This is a genomic window from Vreelandella sp. L-25, assembly GCF_056857535.1.
Genome location: NZ_JBSXNH010000079.1, coordinates 39,024 through 55,725 on the forward strand (window position 1 = coordinate 39,024; position 16,702 = coordinate 55,725).

The 16,702-nt window shown below is 59.5% G+C and carries 18 protein-coding genes; 11 read left to right on the forward strand and 7 right to left on the reverse strand.

All coding sequences use genetic code 11. From position 1 onward, the window contains the following. Positions 1-54 precede the first annotated feature (54 nt). Positions 55-522 carry an outer membrane lipoprotein gene (locus AC13CN_RS13205; RefSeq protein WP_062373622.1) on the forward strand — a complete coding sequence of 156 codons (468 nt, stop codon included), beginning with the start codon at positions 55-57 and terminating at the stop codon, positions 520-522. Positions 523-686: 164 nt separating this feature from the next. Here AC13CN_RS13205 and AC13CN_RS13210 read toward each other — a convergent pair whose 3' ends face one another. After that, positions 687-965 carry a hypothetical protein gene (locus AC13CN_RS13210; protein WP_172515599.1) on the reverse strand — a complete coding sequence of 93 codons (279 nt, stop codon included), beginning with the start codon at positions 963-965 and terminating at the stop codon, positions 687-689. A gap of 177 nt (positions 966-1,142) precedes the next feature. Here AC13CN_RS13210 and AC13CN_RS13215 point away from each other — a divergent pair, with 177 nt between their 5' ends. Continuing rightward, positions 1,143-1,625: an FKBP-type peptidyl-prolyl cis-trans isomerase gene (locus tag AC13CN_RS13215; protein ID WP_044627810.1), complete on the forward strand. Its 483-nt coding sequence runs from the start codon at positions 1,143-1,145 to the stop codon at positions 1,623-1,625. Between the two features lie 46 nt (positions 1,626-1,671). Here AC13CN_RS13215 and nikR read toward each other — a convergent pair whose 3' ends face one another. Next, entirely contained in the window at positions 1,672-2,094 is a 423-nt protein-coding gene (nikR, locus tag AC13CN_RS13220) for a nickel-responsive transcriptional regulator NikR (RefSeq protein WP_044627811.1), read from the reverse strand. A 106-nt stretch (positions 2,095-2,200) separates the two neighbouring features. Here nikR and AC13CN_RS13225 point away from each other — a divergent pair, with 106 nt between their 5' ends. From AC13CN_RS13225 to AC13CN_RS13245, 5 genes are read left to right on the forward strand one after another with little or no spacing between them, the layout of a single operon-like run. Then, the gene (locus tag AC13CN_RS13225) at positions 2,201-3,784 is read left to right on the forward strand and encodes an ABC transporter substrate-binding protein (protein WP_058576918.1); all 1,584 of its coding nucleotides are present in this window, start codon (positions 2,201-2,203) and stop codon (positions 3,782-3,784) included. Continuing rightward, positions 3,775-4,761: an ABC transporter permease gene (locus AC13CN_RS13230; protein ID WP_058576919.1), complete on the forward strand. Its 987-nt coding sequence runs from the start codon at positions 3,775-3,777 to the stop codon at positions 4,759-4,761. Before AC13CN_RS13225 ends, AC13CN_RS13230 begins: the two co-directional genes overlap by 10 nt. Beyond that, positions 4,754-5,551 carry an ABC transporter permease gene (locus AC13CN_RS13235; RefSeq protein WP_058576920.1) on the forward strand — a complete coding sequence of 266 codons (798 nt, stop codon included), beginning with the start codon at positions 4,754-4,756 and terminating at the stop codon, positions 5,549-5,551. Before AC13CN_RS13230 ends, AC13CN_RS13235 begins: the two co-directional genes overlap by 8 nt. 29 nt (positions 5,552-5,580) lie before the next feature. Further along, positions 5,581-6,402: an ATP-binding cassette domain-containing protein gene (locus AC13CN_RS13240; RefSeq protein WP_089675192.1), complete on the forward strand. Its 822-nt coding sequence runs from the start codon at positions 5,581-5,583 to the stop codon at positions 6,400-6,402. Then, positions 6,395-7,030, forward strand: coding sequence for an ABC transporter ATP-binding protein (locus AC13CN_RS13245; protein WP_044627816.1), 636 nt, complete (start codon positions 6,395-6,397; stop codon positions 7,028-7,030). Before AC13CN_RS13240 ends, AC13CN_RS13245 begins: the two co-directional genes overlap by 8 nt. On the opposite strand, the gene AC13CN_RS13250 is transcribed toward AC13CN_RS13245, so the two are convergent. From AC13CN_RS13250 to AC13CN_RS13265, 4 genes are all read right to left on the reverse strand, one after another. Beyond that, positions 6,995-8,185: an MFS transporter gene (locus AC13CN_RS13250; protein ID WP_074210887.1), complete on the reverse strand. Its 1,191-nt coding sequence runs from the start codon at positions 8,183-8,185 to the stop codon at positions 6,995-6,997. The two genes, AC13CN_RS13245 and AC13CN_RS13250, sit on opposite strands and share 36 nt — an antisense overlap. A 41-nt stretch (positions 8,186-8,226) precedes the next feature. Further along, entirely contained in the window at positions 8,227-8,757 is a 531-nt protein-coding gene (locus AC13CN_RS13255) for a C40 family peptidase (RefSeq protein WP_058576953.1), read from the reverse strand. A gap of 210 nt (positions 8,758-8,967) precedes the next feature. After that, positions 8,968-11,433: a DUF1266 domain-containing protein gene (locus tag AC13CN_RS13260; RefSeq protein ID WP_253561289.1), complete on the reverse strand. Its 2,466-nt coding sequence runs from the start codon at positions 11,431-11,433 to the stop codon at positions 8,968-8,970. Positions 11,434-11,614: 181 nt separating this feature from the next. After that, a complete protein-coding gene (locus AC13CN_RS13265) occupies positions 11,615-11,857 on the reverse strand; it encodes a GlsB/YeaQ/YmgE family stress response membrane protein (protein WP_044627819.1) in 243 nt (80 codons plus the stop codon). Positions 11,858-11,974: 117 nt separating this feature from the next. On the opposite strand from AC13CN_RS13265, the gene AC13CN_RS13270 reads away from it, so the two are divergent. From AC13CN_RS13270 to AC13CN_RS13285, 4 genes are read left to right on the forward strand one after another with little or no spacing between them, the layout of a single operon-like run. Further along, on the forward strand, positions 11,975-12,844 hold the full coding sequence (locus AC13CN_RS13270; protein WP_058576923.1) for a D-hexose-6-phosphate mutarotase: 870 nt from the start codon (positions 11,975-11,977) through the stop codon (positions 12,842-12,844). A 60-nt stretch (positions 12,845-12,904) separates the two neighbouring features. Next, positions 12,905-13,096, forward strand: a complete 192-nt coding sequence (locus AC13CN_RS13275; protein WP_044627821.1) for a hypothetical protein — start codon at positions 12,905-12,907, stop codon at positions 13,094-13,096. Positions 13,097-13,145: 49 nt separating this feature from the next. Then, the gene (locus tag AC13CN_RS13280) at positions 13,146-14,534 is read left to right on the forward strand and encodes a YcjX family GTP-binding protein (protein ID WP_044627822.1); all 1,389 of its coding nucleotides are present in this window, start codon (positions 13,146-13,148) and stop codon (positions 14,532-14,534) included. After that, complete coding sequence (locus tag AC13CN_RS13285) at positions 14,531-15,568, forward strand: YcjF family protein (RefSeq protein ID WP_273682238.1); 1,038 nt, start codon at positions 14,531-14,533, stop codon at positions 15,566-15,568. The genes AC13CN_RS13280 and AC13CN_RS13285 overlap by 4 nt, the downstream gene beginning before the upstream one ends. Before the next feature lie 240 nt (positions 15,569-15,808). Here the strand turns inward: AC13CN_RS13285 and AC13CN_RS13290 are convergent, their stop codons facing one another. Beyond that, on the reverse strand, positions 15,809-16,606 hold the full coding sequence (locus AC13CN_RS13290; protein WP_474188438.1) for a Cof-type HAD-IIB family hydrolase: 798 nt from the start codon (positions 16,604-16,606) through the stop codon (positions 15,809-15,811). Positions 16,607-16,702: the final 96 nt, after the last annotated feature.

Below are 16,702 nucleotides of genomic sequence, written 5' to 3' on the forward strand. Positions count from 1 at the left end.
CATTGATCTGCGGGCGTTCACAGCCATATGGGCTGATTCTTACTGGAGGTTTTAATGAAACGTTTACTACCTGTTGCCGCGTTAAGCATTCTCACACTGGCTGGCTGCGCCAACACTGCCCCCTACTCAGGCGATGTCTACCGTGGTAACCAAGCGCAAACGGGGCAAAGCGTCAGCTATGGCACCATCGTGGCCGTCCGCCCCGTCCAAATTCAAGCCGATAGCCGTACTGGCAACCTGCTGGGCGGTGGCGGTGGCGCCGTCATCGGCGGTTTGCTGGGTAGCCAAATCGGCGGTGGCTCTGGTCGCCAGCTCGCGACCGTGGCGGGTGCGCTGGGCGGCGCAGTTGCTGGTACTGCTGCAGAAGACCGCGCTAACCGCGTTAACGCGCTGGAGATGGAAATCCGTCGTGACGACGGCACGGATGTCGTCGTCGTGCAGAGTGCCGACCGCCAGTTCCAGGCAGGTCAGCGGGTTCGCTTGATTGGCAGCGGTGCCAACCTAAGCGTAGCCCCCTACTAATCGGATCAGGCGCGCCTACCCAGCAGCGTGCCCTGGCATACCATACGCAAGCACTTAAAGCGGTGGCTCGTCAAACGACAGCAGCCCGGCCAACTTGGCCGGGCTGCTGTCGTTAGGTATCAACCAACGTACGTCTAAGCAAAGAACGTCTAGGGCATGACCAATCAGTGCGCCATGCTGCTTGCCCAGTTGGCGAGTTTTACGATGATAAAGCCAATCACGGCCAGCAAAATCGCTACCAGCAGCACGTCCACCGGGCGAATCAGCGTCGTCGCACCCAGCACGGCCAATGCAGCGACCCACAGGTAACGGTTATCACCGTGGCTTTTCAATACCTCGGGCAGCATTTTGTCTAGCCCCTGGCTAACGCCGCTTTCCCAACGCTTATTAGCAAAATAAGCAATCAGTACAAAGGCGATAACCCAAATTAAGAAGATAGTCATAACAGGCTCCGGTGAGTGTTATTTCAAGAGAAAAATTAATTGCTGTAGGGTATCCCTGCACACCCCCCGGCGCAATAGCGCTAAAGGCGTGGAGGTGGAAAAAGCCCGCTTACCCCCTGACAAGCTGGCCCACACGCGTTACCATGTTGGGACATGCACTCACCGAAAGGTTATTCAATGCAAATTGCGCAAAACTCGGTTGTCGCGTTCCACTACACCCTGACCAACGATGCAGGTGAGGTGCTAGACAGTTCTGAAGGCCGCGAGCCGCTGACGTATCTCCACGGCGCTGGCAACATCATCCCAGGCCTGGAAAAAGAGCTTGAAGGTCGTGTTGCTGGGGACAAACTGAACGTTAAAGTTTCCCCTGAAGAGGGTTACGGCGAAGTTCAAGAGCAGCTGCTGCAAGAAGTACCGCGTGATGCCTTCCAAGGTGTTGAAAGCATTGAGCCAGGTATGCAGTTCCAAGCGCAAACCCAAGGCGGCCCGCTCATGGTTACCGTCAAGAAAGTTGAAGGCGACACCGTTGTGGTTGATGGCAACCACCCGCTGGCGGGTCAGCACCTCAACTTTGACGTTGAAATTGCGACCGTACGCGAAGCAAGCCAGGAAGAAGCCGAGCACGGCCACGTGCACGGCGAAGGCGGCGTAGAGCACTAAGCTCTTGCATGCCACAAAGGGCGGCCAATGGGCCGCCCTTTTTATTTTAATGGCCGCTATGTGATGCTGACTCTTCTGGAATCAACACAAGTTGGCCATAACGCACGCTACGCGATGATGTTACCTCATCGGCAAACTGCTTCAGTGCACTCCCCTGCCCCTTTAAGAGTGCGACTTCCAAGCAGCTATCGTGATTGATATGCACATGCAGCGTTGAGAGCGTTAAATCGTGATGGTCATGAGAGTGACGAGTCAGGCGCTTAGAGAGATCTCGCGCCGCGTGGTCATACACATACACCAGCGCTCCCATACACGGCGCATTGGGCGCAACCTCCTCTTTCACCTGCTTTAACCCGTTGCGGGTCAAGTCACGAATGGCCTCTGAGCGATTTTGATAGCCGCGCAGCGCCATCAGCGCATCGACCTCGCTTAACAGCTCCTCATCCAGCGTTACCGTTACCCGCTGCATACCCTCTCCTTCACTGGTCTGATGTTGTGCGTTGCCGCAACTTCCAGTGCTATTAGTATGATGTTATTGTAAAAACATCATACCAATAGCCTGAAAAAGGTGTCCCATGCGTCGCCCTATCATACTGGCTCTCGCAGCCACATGCGTAGCGCTAAGCGCGCCAGCGTTGGCCAAAGACCAGCTAGTGCTTGCCATTGGTGGTGAGCCGGAGCAAGGGTTTGATCCGCTGTTGGGCTGGGGTCAGTACGGCAGCCCTCTATTTCAGTCTACGCTGCTTACCCGTGGCCAGGACTTAACCCCACAACCAGGCCTAGCCACAGAATGGTCCCTTTCTGAAGATCGCCTGACCTGGACGCTGACTTTACGTACGGACGTACGCTTTTCTGACAATACTCCGCTTACCGCTGAGGATGTGGCCTTCACCTTTAATGCTGCTGCTGAGGCAGGTGGCCGTGCCGATCTCAGCGCACTGGAAAGCGCCCGTGCTATCGATGGTAATACGGTTGAGCTGACGCTCAAAACACCGCGCATCACTTTTATCGACCAGTTGATGACACTGGGTATCGTGCCCAACGCCGAGCGAGAAAACGGCTATGGCGACGAGTATGGCAGGCAGCCGCTGGGGTCAGGCCCTTACCGGTTAGTGGAGTGGCAAGAGGGTGAGCAGCTGATTGTTGAGCGGAACCCCTACTTTTACGGCCCCGCGCCGGTCTTCGAGCGTCTGGTGTTTCTGTTTACCGATGAAGCCGCCACTCTAAGTGCAGCTCACGCAGGCCAGGTGGATCTCGCTGCGGTGCCACCAGCGCTGGCAGAGAACATCCCTGAGCAGATGCAGCGGGTCATTATGAACAGTGTGGACAACCGCGGCATTCTGTTTCCCATGCAGCCTGATGAAGGCGAGCAAGCGGCCAACGGCGCGCCCATCGGGAATAACGTCACGGCTGATCTCGCTATTCGCCAAGCGGTGAATCTAGCCTTAGACCGAGAAACGTTGGTGGACGTAGCACTCAACGGCTTTGGACGCCCGGCCTTTGGGCCAGCGGACGGCCTTCCGTGGAGCCAAGAAGGCGAGAAAGTGGCAGCGCCGAATTTAGCCCGTGCGAATACGCTTCTAAAGGAGGCAGGCTGGGAGCGCCAAGAGGAGGACGGACTGCGCTATAAAGGCGACCAGCCCGCACGCTTTCGTCTCACGTACCCCTCCAGCGACGCCACGCGCCAACAGCTAGCCCAAGTGAGTGCCGAGATGGTGCGGCCGCTCGGCATTGAGATGCAGCCCACTGGCCGCCACTGGGACGAGATTCAGCGGGAAGCCCTCCATCAAGATGCCATTGTGTTTGGTTTTGGTAGCCATAGCCCGCAGGAAGTGTTCTACCTCTTTCATAGCGAGCATGCTGGGTTCGGTTTTTACAACAGTGGTTACTACGCCAACGAGGCGGTCGACCAACACCTGGATGCCGCCCAAGCGGCGGCTAACACCGAAGAAGCCAATCAGCATTGGCAAGCCGCCCAATGGGACGGCGATACCGGCTATGGGGTACAGGGAGACACCAGCTGGGCCTGGATGGTCAACCTTGCCCACGTGTATGCCACCAACCGCTGCCTCGACCTGGGCGAACTGGGCGTTGCCCCTCACGGCCACGGCTGGCCGGTCACCGCCAACTTGCTTGAGTGGCGCTGGACGTGCGATTAACGGCTTGGCTAGCGAGCCGCCTACTTCGGCTGTTGCTGGTACTGCTAAGTGTCGCAGCGGTCTCTTTTGGGCTAATGATGCTATCTCCCATCGACCCGGTGGATGCCTACCTTGGCCCGCAAATGGCCCAGGTCAGCCCTGAGCAGCGCACGCTGATTGCCGAACGCTGGGGGTTTAACGCCCCGGCCAGTGTGCAGTTTCACCACTGGCTGCAACAGTTGCTTAGCGGAGAGCTTGGCTGGAGCCATATCTACAACCAGCCGGTGAGCGACGTCATTAACCAGCGCTTCCAGCGCTCGTTTTTTCTGCTGTTGAGCGCTTGGCTGCTCTCGCTGATACTTGGCGTAGTACTCGGCATCGCCGCAGGAAGCAAAGAGGGCTCCCTGCTGGACCGCTTGATCAGCGGCTATGCTTATATCACTGCTTCGACGCCCACGTTTTGGCTCGCCATGCTGGCGTTGCTACTTTTCTCCGTCACCTTGGGCTGGACCCCCACCTGCTGCGCAGGGCCCACGGGCGTGCTGAGCCAAGAAGTAACGCTGCTCACGCAGCTGCACCATCTTCTTTTACCTACTCTCACCCTCGCCCTGTTAGGCGTTGCCACCATCACGCTACATACCCGGGCCAAGATGGCGGCGTTTATGCGCTCGGATACCGCGTTGCACGCCTTTGCCCAAGGCGCCAGCCGTTTCGATATCGCCTGGCGCCACGGTCTGCGCCACGCCAGCCTGCCAGCGGTCACTTTGGCGTTTGCCTCTCTCGGCGAGCTATTTGGCGGCTCCCTTCTGGTTGAGCAAGTCTTTGCTTACCCAGGACTTGGGCAGGCGACCGTCGCCGCTGGCTTGCGAAGCGATGTGCCGCTACTGCTCGCCATAGCGCTATTTACCGCGCTATTTGTGAGTGTTGGCAACCTCATCGCCGATGGCCTTTACCAGTGGGCCGACCCACGTATCGCACGGGACCGCACTAATGAATAGCCAGCCGCGCCTGGTCGCAGCAGGCTATGCAGGTGTGTTTGGCCTGCTGGTATTACTGTTGCTCAGCAGTTCTCTATGGCTGGGAGATAGCCCACTGCACATGCAGTTCGAGGCCCGCCTCATGCCTCCCAGCGCCGAGCACTGGCTGGGCACCGATGCCCTAGGGCGTGAGCTTTGGGCCCGCACGCTGGCGGGGCTTGCCTTGAGTTTTGGGGTAGGGCTGAGCGCGGCACTGTTGGGCACGCTGATTGCTTTAAGCTTGGCGAGTCTCGCCATGCTCTCGCCCATACTGGATGCGCTGGTGAGCTTACTGATTGATACGCTGCTGAGCGTGCCACACCTGATTTTACTATTGCTGATCGCCTTTGCCCTGGGCGGCGGCACCCAGGCTGTCATTATCGCTGTTGCGCTGACCCACTGGCCAAGCCTTGCCCGCTTGCTCAGAGCCGAACTACTCAGCTTGCGAAACTCCCCTTATGTGGCGATTTCGAAAGGGTTTGGCAAACGCCAAGGATTTATTGTTTGGTACCACTTGCTGCCCCATGTGCTGCCTCACTGCTTGGTCGGCGCACTGCTGCTGTTTCCCCACGCCATTTTGCATGAAGCGGCCCTGACCTTTTTAGGCGTTGGCTTAGACCCTACCCAGCCCGCCATCGGCGTATTACTGGCCGACGCCATGCGCTACCTTACCGGCGGCTACTGGTGGCTAGGGGTGTTTCCTGGGCTGGGTTTACTGCTGATGGTACTGGCGATTGAACGCTTCGCCTCGATGCTGCGCAAAGCGCTGTAAAGATCGCGATGTTTAACAAGGAGCTTGCCATGCTGACCATTGACCGGCTAACCCTGCAACTCCCCTACTACCCCCGCTGGTGGCGACGGGAGTGGACCACCTGTATCGAGTCGCTCTCGCTGCACCTTCCGCCGGGCGAAGTGCATGCTGTGGTGGGTGCGTCAGGCGCAGGTAAAAGCCTGCTGGCCTACGCCATTATGGGGCTACTGCCCCAAGCGGCGCGGGTCGCAGGAGAGCTGCGCTTCCAGGGGGAGGACTTAACACCAGCGCGCCAGCGGCAGCTGAGGGGGCATCAGTTGGCGCTCATTCCTCAATCGTTGAATGCTCTTGACCCGCTCGCCCGCAGCCAGCATCAGGTACGCTGGGCGGCCCAACGGGCAGGATTTGGTCGCTCAGCCGCCCATCAGCGCGCCGATGAGCTATTGAGCCGCTATCAGCTTAGCCACGCGTCTACCCACTACCCTCACGAGCTGTCAGGCGGCATGGCGCGGCGGGTGCTCATCGCTATGGCCCAGGTGAGCAACGCACGTCTGGTGATTGCCGATGAGCCCAGCGTAGGCCTTGACCCCAACCAGCGCGACCGTGTGCTGGCAGCACTAAAAGCTATCGCCCTAGAGGGCAAAGCGGTGATGCTGATTACCCACGATCTGCGCCATGCTCTTACCATTGCCGACAGGGTTTCCGTGATTCGCCAGGGCCAAGCGCTGGAAACCGCACCGGCCCAGGCTTTCCAAGGCCAGGGCGAGCAGCTTATGAGTTGCTATGCGCGAGACTTGTGGCAGGCGCTACCGGATAACGCGTTCAGCACACACCCCTTCCATCCGACGCATCAGGAGCCAGCGCTTGCTTGAAACCCACCAGCTATCGTTCCACTTTGCGGCAGGCACGCCGCTGTTGGCGGATATCTCCCTACGCCTTGCGCCCGGTGAGTGGTTAGGAATCAGCGGTGACTCTGGATCGGGGAAATCAACGCTTGGCAAGCTATTGTCAGGCCAGCTAACGCCTTCCCAAGGCAGTGTTCAGGTAGATGGTTCGCCGCTGCCCACACGCGGGCTGCGGCCAGTGCAGTGGCTGCCCCAGTCGCCTGAATTGGCGGTGAATCCGCGCTGGCGGGTAGGAAAGATATTAAGGGAAGCGTGGACACCGCCAGATACGCTGATGGCGGCGTTTGGCATTGAAGATGAATGGCTAAAGCGCTTTCCCAGCGCACTCTCCGGCGGCGAGCTACAACGGGTGTGCGTGCTGCGCGCCCTCGCCCCCGGCGTCCGCTATGTGGTGGCCGATGAGATCTCCACCATGCTGGACCCCATCACTCAGCTGTCGCTGTGGCAGGCGCTTAAAGCGCACGCTGAACACCATCAGCTTGGCGTCATCGTGATTAGTCACGACACAGCACTACTCAACCGGCTGTGCCATCAACAGTGGCATCTGGCAGGTGGCAGCTTACGTATTAGCAGCACGGCGCTCAAAGCGCCATAAGCCAACACCAATGGCCAACGTCACGCACAGCAACAGCCACGAGCCTATCGCCACACCCTGCCACTGTGTCCAGCGCCAAAAAGGCTCTAGCCAAAATCCGCCAATGCTGGCACCGAGGTAGTAAAACACTAGGTAGAGCGCCGAGGCGCTGCCCCGTGCCCCTTGGGCGTAGCGCCCCACCCAGCTAGACGCCAATGAGTGCGCCATAAAGAAGCCGAAGGCGTTAATGGTTAAGCCGAGGATGATGAGCGCCAGCGAGTCCGCCAGGGTGATGGCGGTGCCTAACATGAGAATCACAATGCCCGCACTTATGCAGCGGGCGGGGGAAAAGCGCCCCGCCAACTTGCCCGACACTGTCGAGCCAAAGGTGCCACCTAGGTAGGTGAGAAAGATCAGCCCTAGGCCACTGGCCGCCAGTTGATATGGCGCATCCGCCAAACGGAAAGTAATATAGCTGTACTGATTAATAAAAATCAGAAAGTTAATACCGCCAAGGAAGTAGGCAGCGAGCAGCACCGGCGAGCGTAAATGGCCGAGCAGGTCCCCCACCGCTTGGCGTAATTGAAAGCGCTGAGGCGTAAAGGCTTGGCTATTGGGCAGTAGCCGCCAAAAAATGATACAGCCCACCACGGTCATGGCACCCACCGCGAGAAACGCAGCGCTAGGCCCACCGATGGCTGCCGCCCCGCCCCCAACAATACGCCCGCTAATACCGCCTAACGAATTGGCCCCAATATAAAGCCCCACGGCACTCAGCAAGGCGGTTTTATCGAACTCGTCGCCCATCCAGGCAATCGCCACGGCGGGCAAGCCGCCGAGCACGAAGCCTTGCAGCAAGCGCAGAAACAATAAACTCTCGAAGGTAGGCGCAAAAGCTAAAGCGAGCGACAAACCACCCGCCAGGAGCAGCGTGATACGCATAATCCCTTCGCGGCCAATGGCATCGGAGAGCGGCCCAAACACCAAAAGCGCCAAGGCCAAAGAGAGCGTAGATACCGACATCAGCAGGCTGACGCCTAAGGTGGAAACCCCGTAAGCCTCTTTCAGGCCCGGCAGCAGCGGTTGCGGCACATACAGGTTAATAAACACCAAAAACGACCCTAAACATAGGGCCGCCGTCGCGCGCCACCAGGCGCGCGTTTTTGCTTCAATCATTGATGGCCTTTCCAATGTTGACCGACGCGCACGGCCGACACTTACGGCGTATAACGACTGCTGAGCTGGGCCAGATTGGTCGGCTCTAGGGCACGACGCGACTGCCAGTAGTAGCGCTGCCAGTAGCTATTATCCAGGCTGGAAATAATCACGCCTTTCGACGTGGACGCATGGAGAAAATAGCCATTGCCGACGTAAATGCCCACGTGGTTGTAGCGTCCGGGTGGGCGGAAGAAGACCAGATCGCCCGCCTGCAGCTCTTGGCGGTCGATCGGGCGTCCCTCATGCACTTGATCTTGGGTAGAACGGGGTAACTCAACGTCAAAGGTATCGCGGAAAACGTTTCTTACCAAGGCAGAGCAGTCGATCCCTCGATCCGTCGTCCCCCCAATCCGATAAGGCGTTCCTGCCCACCGCTGATGCTGCTCTAACAGCGCTTGGCGAACGACCGTTGGCGGGGGCGTCTGCAGGTTACGCAGGTGAGCACTGATAGGATCAACGGGCGACATTTGGGGAGTGACTCCCTCCATGCCGGGAAGCGACATCGAGAAATAATCCTCGGGGGCTTCCATGTCCTGGCGTGAGGCAGAGCCTGCACAGCCAGCTAACAAAGCAACGACGACACAAACACTTACAACACGGACAGCGGTCACAGCGGGGTGTGGCGACGCAACCATGCGATTAACCTCGTAACAAAATGGAAATTGAAAAAACCCAAGCATGAGAAAACTCATTTTTTACAACCCCTGGACTATAAGCTAGTTATCCTATGCTTGGCGAGTCTAATGTAAGATTCGTTGATCACCCGGCAACGTGTCGATATGCAGCGGCGCGAAATGACGTGGTTTATTACCCGGAAAATCCAGACTTGCCCAGGGGCCGGCCAGCACTGGCGCGCCGCATAACCAAGCCACCAGCGCTTGACGAAAACCGGCCAAGAAGCTCTCTCGTTCCGGGGTGTCGCCCATGAAAAACGAAAACCCTGCGTACATGCCCGCCGCATACTCCTGCCAACCCGAGTAATGATCCGCCGCCAACTGATAGGCGCGGTCGAGCACGTTCGCGAATGCTGACTTGTCGAGCCAACCCAGCTGACGTGCCGCAATGGCAAGATCCACGAGCTGGGCAATGTCCCAAGCGGCCATGTCCACGTCATTACAACCATCTTCATTGGTACTCACACGGCGCAGGCGCAACAAGTGGTGACGCTCCTCTTCACCGCAGTCGCCGGACTCCAATATGGCGATCTCAGCCGCCAACCGCTCCGGGTTCAGCGTGTAGGGCGCGTAGTTGATCTGGTACTCCTGCCGATCTCCCGCCTCCAACATGAAGGTCAAAAACTCCTGCATGTCGTCGGCGCTAGAGAGGTGATAGTGGCTCTCTACCCATTCGCGAATGTCGGCGCACTCACGAGGACTTTCCAACTGTGGCTCGCTCCACACCGCACTGTTCAGCGGCCCCACCAGCGACATCGCCGTGAAGTGGGTCAATGTAGGTCTCTCACCAGGCTCGCACCACGCACCTGGCCGCCAATCTAGCCAGTGGAACAGGCTGCCGTGGTCTTCCAGGTGCCAAGCAATTTCATTAATGAGCGAGTCGTGCTCTGGCTCCGGCAGGCAGCTCTCCCAGGCAAACCAGGCTTCTAGCAGGCGCTTGGGCGTGGCATAAAAACGGCATAGGCAGCTCCGTAGGGCGCTGGCGTGCTGCATCAGTGGTTCACGCTCGAATAGGCCGCTATCGAGGGCCATGTGCAGGTAGAAGGCAAACTTCTCGGCCATGTGAATTGTCGCGGCGTGGCGGCTCACGCCTTTTACCGCGTTGCGCTGTTTGAGCTCATCGGGGGTCGGCTGACCAAAGCGCGTCTGCGACGGTGGCAATACGCCATGGGCGGCATCCGCCGCTAGCTGGTTGAGATGGTGCGCCTGGGCGGGTAGCCAATAGCGCGCCAGCACTTGATGGCCTTCATCCGCATGCAGGCCAAGTGAATCCTGTAGGTAGACGGCGGCATCAGCGCGGCGCTGCTCGGCAATCGGGGCCGAGGGATTGAGCTGGCGCAGCATGACATCCGGCTCGCGTACGCCAGCCAGGGCAAGCAGCCAATGGTGCGGCGTGTTGCGCCACGCTTTGATACGCGTACGCGAGGCTTGGCGAGTCGGCTCGTCCAGTAACGCACCCAGCGAGTGCTTCCAGGGGCTATGGGCAGCGTGCATTAACAGCTTATGGCGGGCGCTGGGTGTCATCCCCCGGCGATCAACGCCCTCGAACAGGCTTTGCCCGCGCATGTAGGCTTTCAGTACTGCGTGCCAGTCGTGGTAACGGCGCCCGACGAGGTCAGCCGCATGGGCCGCTAGGTCGTCCGCTTCCGCCTGGCTTAGCCAGCCGCAGCAAGCACCAGCCCAGGCGAGCTCTACTAACCGCAGCCAATCCCAGGCGGCCCACTCCAACGGCTCGCCCTGATTGACGAACGCAGTGAGCACGGGCGCGTAGGGAGCATCCTTCACCGCACCCCGCTGCCACTCTTGGCGCTGGGCGCGATCCATGGTCAGCAGCTCGCGGGCTTCAATATCCCAGCGCTGGCGCTCACCCTGGGCGCTTAGCCATAGCATCACTTCTAATAGTTGCTCGCGGTCATACACTTGCCAGATGTGCCCTAACCACTCGCTGGCATCGGGCCAGTCGGCGGCGCTAGCCGGGTAGCTCACCACTGGGCGAAACAGCGCGCCCAACCGCCAAGGCTGAGCTTCTGGGGCTTGCGGCCATAACGAAGCCGGTGCAGGGCGTTGCGCTAGCTCAGTATCCAGGGTTTGCCATGTGATACCTTCACCTTCACTCTCTAGATCTGCCAATGCTTGGCAGGCGTCGATAAAACGGTCATCTGCGCCAGTTTCCCAACCTTTGCCCCCCAGCGCACGACGTAGATCCGACAGCCACGCTCGCTGATCGCTGTAGTCAGAAGTGATGCGCCGTGTTAAGTGGTGTGCCCAGTTCGTCGCCTGAGCCTGGCTTAGCCAACCCGCCGCCCCGGCGAGTGCTGCCCACTCCAGCGCGCCCAACAGCTGATCGGCGCTGCCTGACGGTGCGCCGAGTGCAAAAAACAGCTGGTCTGCCAACGCGCCACGATCTGTAATACCCAGTTCTAGCAGGCGTTGCTCCGCCGCGACCGCATCCACCGCCAGTGGGTGCGGTGTAAAAGCCCAATCACACAGCACCAGCTGTTGAGCCCACCAGGCATTTAGTGCGTCGAACAAAAGACACCTCGAAGAAACAGAAAGCGATCAATAAAAGCCATAACCAACCAGAGCAGACCAACGAGGCCGCCAAAAGCGGCATAGTGTAACGGAATCTGCTGCCAAGACCGATAGCAGCCGCACAAAACAGCGCTGCCCGGCACAAAGGCCGGGCAGCGATTACCGCAAAGAGCAGCGTGCGCTAAGCGCTTTTGACTTTACTAATGACCCATAGCAAGACCACCGCCCCCACGGTTGCCGTGACCAGCGAGCCGATAAAGCCACCCGCCTGTAAACCCAGCAAACTAAATAAGAAGCCCCCGACGAGCGCGCCAACCACACCCACGCCGATGTTGCCTAAAATACCAAAACCACCGCCACGCATGATGTTGCCAGCAATCCAGCCAGCTAAACCACCAATGATTAACCACGCAATAAAGCCCATACTACCTCCTTGGTTTCACTCAGCTTGGGGTTTTACCTTCCATCTATGCTTGTCCTACCATAGCACACGGCGCTACTGTTCTGCCCATTTGTTGCCTTTTCCCACAAGGATCCTCTTATGATTCCCGACTCCCTTAAACAGCTACTTAGCCATGTTGATGGTCATCAACGCGCCACCTGGGAGGGCCGTGACGTCGCACTCTTCAACATGGCCTGGGGGGAAATGGTCATTAGCCTGCAAGGCGCACAGGTGCTGCACTTTCAGCCAACAAACGACACTGGCTGGCTATGGGTAACGCCAACGCCGCAGGCGCTGCCGGGCGCGATTCGTGGCGGCATTCCGCTTTGCTGGCCCTGGTTTGCCGACGAGCGCTACGCTGACGAAAGCCCCGAGCGTAACGGCCCCTTCCATGGGCTTGCCCGCCACGCCATGTGGCGTCTGGACGCCGTTGACGACCACGCCGAAGGCATCGAGGTCCATCTCTCGCCGGAAGAGTGTCTGCATAGCCAGCTCACCGCCCGCGTGGTCATTCAAGCCAACGCCCAGCGGCTAAACGTTGAGATCATCAGCGAAAACATTGGCGATGCTCCGATCAAAACCAGCGGCGCACTGCATACCTACCTGGCCGTTAATGAGGTGCATCAATGCCGCTTAGAAGGCCTAGCAGGCGCGCGCTATTTGGATAAGCTGCGTGACTTTGCGGAATCTGAGCAACAGGGCACGCTGGCGATTCGTGGCCCGGTCGACCGTATTTATCACACCAATGAAGCGGTGCTGCTCAACGACGGCCAGCGCACGCTGCGCATCGGTAAGCAGTCCAGCGACTCCACGGTGGTCTGGCACCCGGATAGCGACCTGCCCAGCGACACACCCGCCGACGCCGCCAAACACTTTTTATGCGTTGAAGCCGCCAATACTCGCCTTGACCCCGTTTGGTTAGTACCAGGGGCACAGCACCTGCTAGGGACGACAATAAGCCGCGGTTAATGATCGGTTCATCAAGGCTTTGCTATGATCAAGCCATTGATACACCCCCAAGGAGCGACGATGGATCCACAACAATGGCTGGAAGCAGCCACGCTTGCCTTTAACCTGATCGGTATGGTGGTGTGCTTGGTTGGCTTAACGCTTGCACAAAAAATGCAGCGCCGCTGGCCCGGCTATAGCCTCGCGGTCGTCGGTTTTATCATTGCGACCCTGCCCATGCTCTCTCAACTTGTCTTTATGTGGCAGCGCTAACGTTCCACCACCTCGCCAAGATGCCCCACCCGATGAAGGAAGCGACAGGATGCGCCAGCCGTTAAGCCGCGAATTGAGCAATTTGTTAGAGCGAAGCCGAGACCGGCAGCTGCGGCTGGCGGTGACAGGCCTTTCGCAAGCGGGTAAAACGGCGTTTTTAACCTCGCTGGTGAACCAACTACGCCATGCAGGCGTAGAAGCACAGTTAGACCTGCTACCGGTTGCCCGTGAAGGTCGACTGCTAGGCGCGCAGCGTTTAAATCAGCCGGACTTAGGCGTGCCACGCTTCCCTTATGACCCCGGCATGGCATCGCTGAGAGATACACCGCCGCGCTGGCCCGAGCCCACTCGTGGCATTAGCGAGCTTCGCTTGCAGCTGCGCTACCGCCCTGCCCAACAGGGTTGGTTTACGCCGGATATCGCTCACCTGACGCTGGATCTGTTCGACTACCCCGGCGAATGGCTGCTGGATTTGCCGCTGCTGCAGCACGACTTCTACAGCTGGAGCCAGAGCCAAGCCCAGCACGAAGGCCCTCATCGCCGGGCACTGTTTAGCGAATGGCTGGCCGAGTCAGAGCAGCTAGACCCTACGGCAGAAGCCGATGAAGCACAGCTCGCCACGCTGGCCGATGCCTATGCACTCGGCCTGCGTCGTGCCAAGCAGGCGGGCTTCTCTGACCTGCAGCCAGGGCGTTTTTTGCTGCCCGGCGAGCTGGATGGCGCACCGGTGCTGCAGTTCTTCCCGCTGCCCGGATTAGATACTCCCAAAGAAACCCTCGACGCGCTGCCCGAGTCGAGCCTCTACGCCACCCTGGCGGCGCGTTTTCGCTACTACCAGCAGCAGGTGGTGCGCCCCTTCTACCGCGACCACTTTCGCCGCTTTGACCGCCAGATTGTATTGGTGGACGTGCTGGGCGCGCTTAACGCCGGGCCGGAGCGTTTCGAGGATCTTTCCCGCGCGCTGCAACAGCTGATGAAGAGCTTTGATTACGGCAAGCGCAGCCTGCTGACCCGCCTGTTCGCTCCTAAAATTGACCGCCTCGCCATTGCCGCCACCAAGGCGGACCACGTGACACCCGACCAACACACCCACGTGGTGCAACTGTTAGAAGCGCTGCTGGCGGAGCCATTGAAAGACTTACGCTTTGCCGATATCCCGGTGAAAGCGCTGTCGCTGGCGGCCATTCGCGCCACCGAGGCCCGCGAAGTGCTGCATGATGGCAAGCGAACGCCAGCGCTGAAAGGCACCACGTTAGAAGGTGAAGACGTGCTGGTGTACCCCGGCGATGTGCCCAGCCGCCTGCCCAAAGCCGATTTTTGGCAGCAGCAAGGATTTGATTTCCCCAGCTTCCGCCCGCTGCCCGCCGATAGCGAGGCACTGCCCCACATCCGTATGGACGCCGCGATTGACTGGCTGATTGGAGACAAACTGACATGAGCAACCCTCAGCCCCGCCGCGACTTCCAAACCGAAGCGCCGCCCGAACCTACCCAGGAAACCCTGCGCCAGCACGAACGCTTTGCAGCGACTGAGTCGCACCAGCCGCTGGCGACCCAAGCCGAACTCAAAGCGCTGCCGGAAGAGACCCTTGGCGCGCCTCGCAAGCGCCGCTGGGGGCTGATGTTCGCCTTGGCAGGCGGTGCCACACTCGGCACGGTAGAGCTTGCAACCGGCATTCCTGACGCGCTGTTCCAGTCCCAGTGGATGGCGATGGCGTGGCAGCTATTTGGGATTAGCCTGATTGGCTTGGGCGGCGTATCGCTCCTCAAGGAGCTGGGCCGTTTGCGGCGCTTAAAGCGGCACGATCAGCTACGGGCCAACCTAGCCGAGCTTCCCCAGCGCTCCAGCCAGCAGGCCCAGGCGATGGCCGTTCAGTTAAAACAGCAGCTGGCACTGAGCAACGACGACCCGCACTGGCTGGCCTTTCAGCGGGCGTGCCAGCCGCACCATAGCGGGGAAGAGATTCAAACCCTGCTGCGCTACCACCTGCTCGCCCCCCGTGACCGGGAAGCCCAGCGGTTGATTACCCGGATGTCGGGGGAAACCGCCATCATGGTAGCGGTTTCCCCGCTAACCCTGGTGGATATGGCGCTGGTGGCGTGGCGCAGCCTAGCCATGGTGGATCGGCTGAGCCGTCTGTACGGGCTGGAGCTTGGCTACGCCAGCCGCCTGCGGCTATTTCGCCATGTGTTGCACAACATGGCGTTTGCAGGCGCCAGCGAACTAGCCACCGATGCCAGCATGGACATGCTCTCGCTGGACTTGGCAGGCCGCCTTTCGGCGCGAGCAGGCCAGGGCTTGGCGACCGGGTTGCTGAGCGCCCGCCTGGGTATGCGCGCTCAGCGACTGTGCCGCCCGGTGGCGTTTACCCCAGAAGAGCAGCCCAAATTAGCCGACCTTCGCCAAGACCTCTGGAGGCAGATCAAGCGGCTTGATAAAGAGCCCGCCCCCGCCGCACGCAACAGCGATTAATACCGTTCAGCCGCACATCCTCTTCGCTGAAGTGCTCGGGCCGTAGACCCAGAACCACCGGCTGTAACAGGTCGTTCCAGCCTTCGGCATCCGCCACTTCATTTAAGTCACCTAGCAGGCCAAGCTCGCCCCACTCCTGAAGGTTATTATCGTTTTAGGGGCTAGATGATGGTGGAGCGTATCGCCTACCACAAGCGGCTCTCGACTAAGGTGGCAGAGCGAAAATGACAGCGACAAATGCTAAAGCCCAAAGCGCTGCTTCAGGAATAACGCCACCGCTGCTTCGCCGTGGTGGCCGATCCGCCGGGCTTCTGGCACGCGATCGAACAGCGCCGGATGAGCGTTGGCCATCACCTGGGCCTCGCCTGCCAGGGTGAGCATTTCGGTGTCGTTGAGGTTATCGCCAAAGGCTAGGCAATCGGCGGCAGTGAGCCCAAGCGACTCCAGCAACGCCGCGAGCGCCACGCCTTTATTCACTCCGCCCGCCATGATCTCTAGCGAGTCCACCGTGGAGTAGGTAATGTGCAGCCCATCGCCATGCGCCGCTTGGGCCTGAGCCTCCAGCTCTGCCAGCGCATCCGGGTTGCCCAAATAGAGCACTTTACCTACGCCGTTGGCGTCCATCTGCTCCGGTGGCACGACCTCATAGCGAAAGCCCGTCGAGGCGTGCAGTGAAAGCAGGTGTGGCGCTTCGGCGTCCACATGCCAGCCCGCTTCGCGGTAAAGGTTGAGGCGCACCTGTGGCGGCCGGGGTAAATGAATCAGCGCGTGAGCGTGATCCGGGTTAAGGTGCGACGCGCTAACCAAGCCATCGTCTGGGTCGTGGGTGTAAGCCCCGTTGGTGCTAATCAGGTGAGCAGGCACGCCCAGCTCATCGCGGAAGACGCGCATATCGTGGTAGTGGCGGCCCGAGGCCAGCGCCAGGTGGTGCCCCTGCCGAACCAACTCTTGGAGCACCTCAATGGTGCTGTCATGTAACCGGTGGTCGCTGCCTAACAGGGTACCGTCAAGGTCGGAAACGATCAGGCGAGGGGTCATCAAAGCGCTCCTTGTGCGTTAGCAGAGTAACGTTGCAGTTCGCTCAGCTTAACCGATTCAGCCAACCGTAAGTAAGTCATTGACTTGCCGTCGCCG

Bases quoted from the DNA above. Each gene is read 5' to 3' on its own strand.
- AC13CN_RS13275 (WP_044627821.1), top strand. From the start codon at position 12,905: ATGGATCCACAACAATGGCTGGAAGCAGCCACGCTTGCCTTTAACCTG.
- AC13CN_RS13285 (WP_273682238.1), top strand. From the start codon at position 14,531: ATGAGCAACCCTCAGCCCCGCCGCGACTTCCAAACCGAAGCGCCGCCC.
- AC13CN_RS13255 (WP_058576953.1), bottom strand. From the start codon at position 8,757: ATGGAAGCCCCCGAGGATTATTTCTCGATGTCGCTTCCCGGCATGGAG.
- AC13CN_RS13235 (WP_058576920.1), top strand. From the start codon at position 4,754: ATGAATAGCCAGCCGCGCCTGGTCGCAGCAGGCTATGCAGGTGTGTTT.
- AC13CN_RS13280 (WP_044627822.1), top strand. From the start codon at position 13,146: ATGCGCCAGCCGTTAAGCCGCGAATTGAGCAATTTGTTAGAGCGAAGC.
- AC13CN_RS13215 (WP_044627810.1), top strand. From the start codon at position 1,143: ATGCAAATTGCGCAAAACTCGGTTGTCGCGTTCCACTACACCCTGACC.
- AC13CN_RS13265 (WP_044627819.1), bottom strand. From the start codon at position 11,857: ATGGGCTTTATTGCGTGGTTAATCATTGGTGGTTTAGCTGGCTGGATT.
- AC13CN_RS13225 (WP_058576918.1), top strand. From the start codon at position 2,201: ATGCGTCGCCCTATCATACTGGCTCTCGCAGCCACATGCGTAGCGCTA.
- nikR (WP_044627811.1), bottom strand. From the start codon at position 2,094: ATGCAGCGGGTAACGGTAACGCTGGATGAGGAGCTGTTAAGCGAGGTC.
- AC13CN_RS13210 (WP_172515599.1), bottom strand. From the start codon at position 965: ATGACTATCTTCTTAATTTGGGTTATCGCCTTTGTACTGATTGCTTAT.
- AC13CN_RS13270 (WP_058576923.1), top strand. From the start codon at position 11,975: ATGATTCCCGACTCCCTTAAACAGCTACTTAGCCATGTTGATGGTCAT.
- AC13CN_RS13205 (WP_062373622.1), top strand. From the start codon at position 55: ATGAAACGTTTACTACCTGTTGCCGCGTTAAGCATTCTCACACTGGCT.
- AC13CN_RS13250 (WP_074210887.1), bottom strand. From the start codon at position 8,185: ATGATTGAAGCAAAAACGCGCGCCTGGTGGCGCGCGACGGCGGCCCTA.
- AC13CN_RS13290 (WP_474188438.1), bottom strand. From the start codon at position 16,606: ATGACCCCTCGCCTGATCGTTTCCGACCTTGACGGTACCCTGTTAGGC.
- AC13CN_RS13240 (WP_089675192.1), top strand. From the start codon at position 5,581: ATGCTGACCATTGACCGGCTAACCCTGCAACTCCCCTACTACCCCCGC.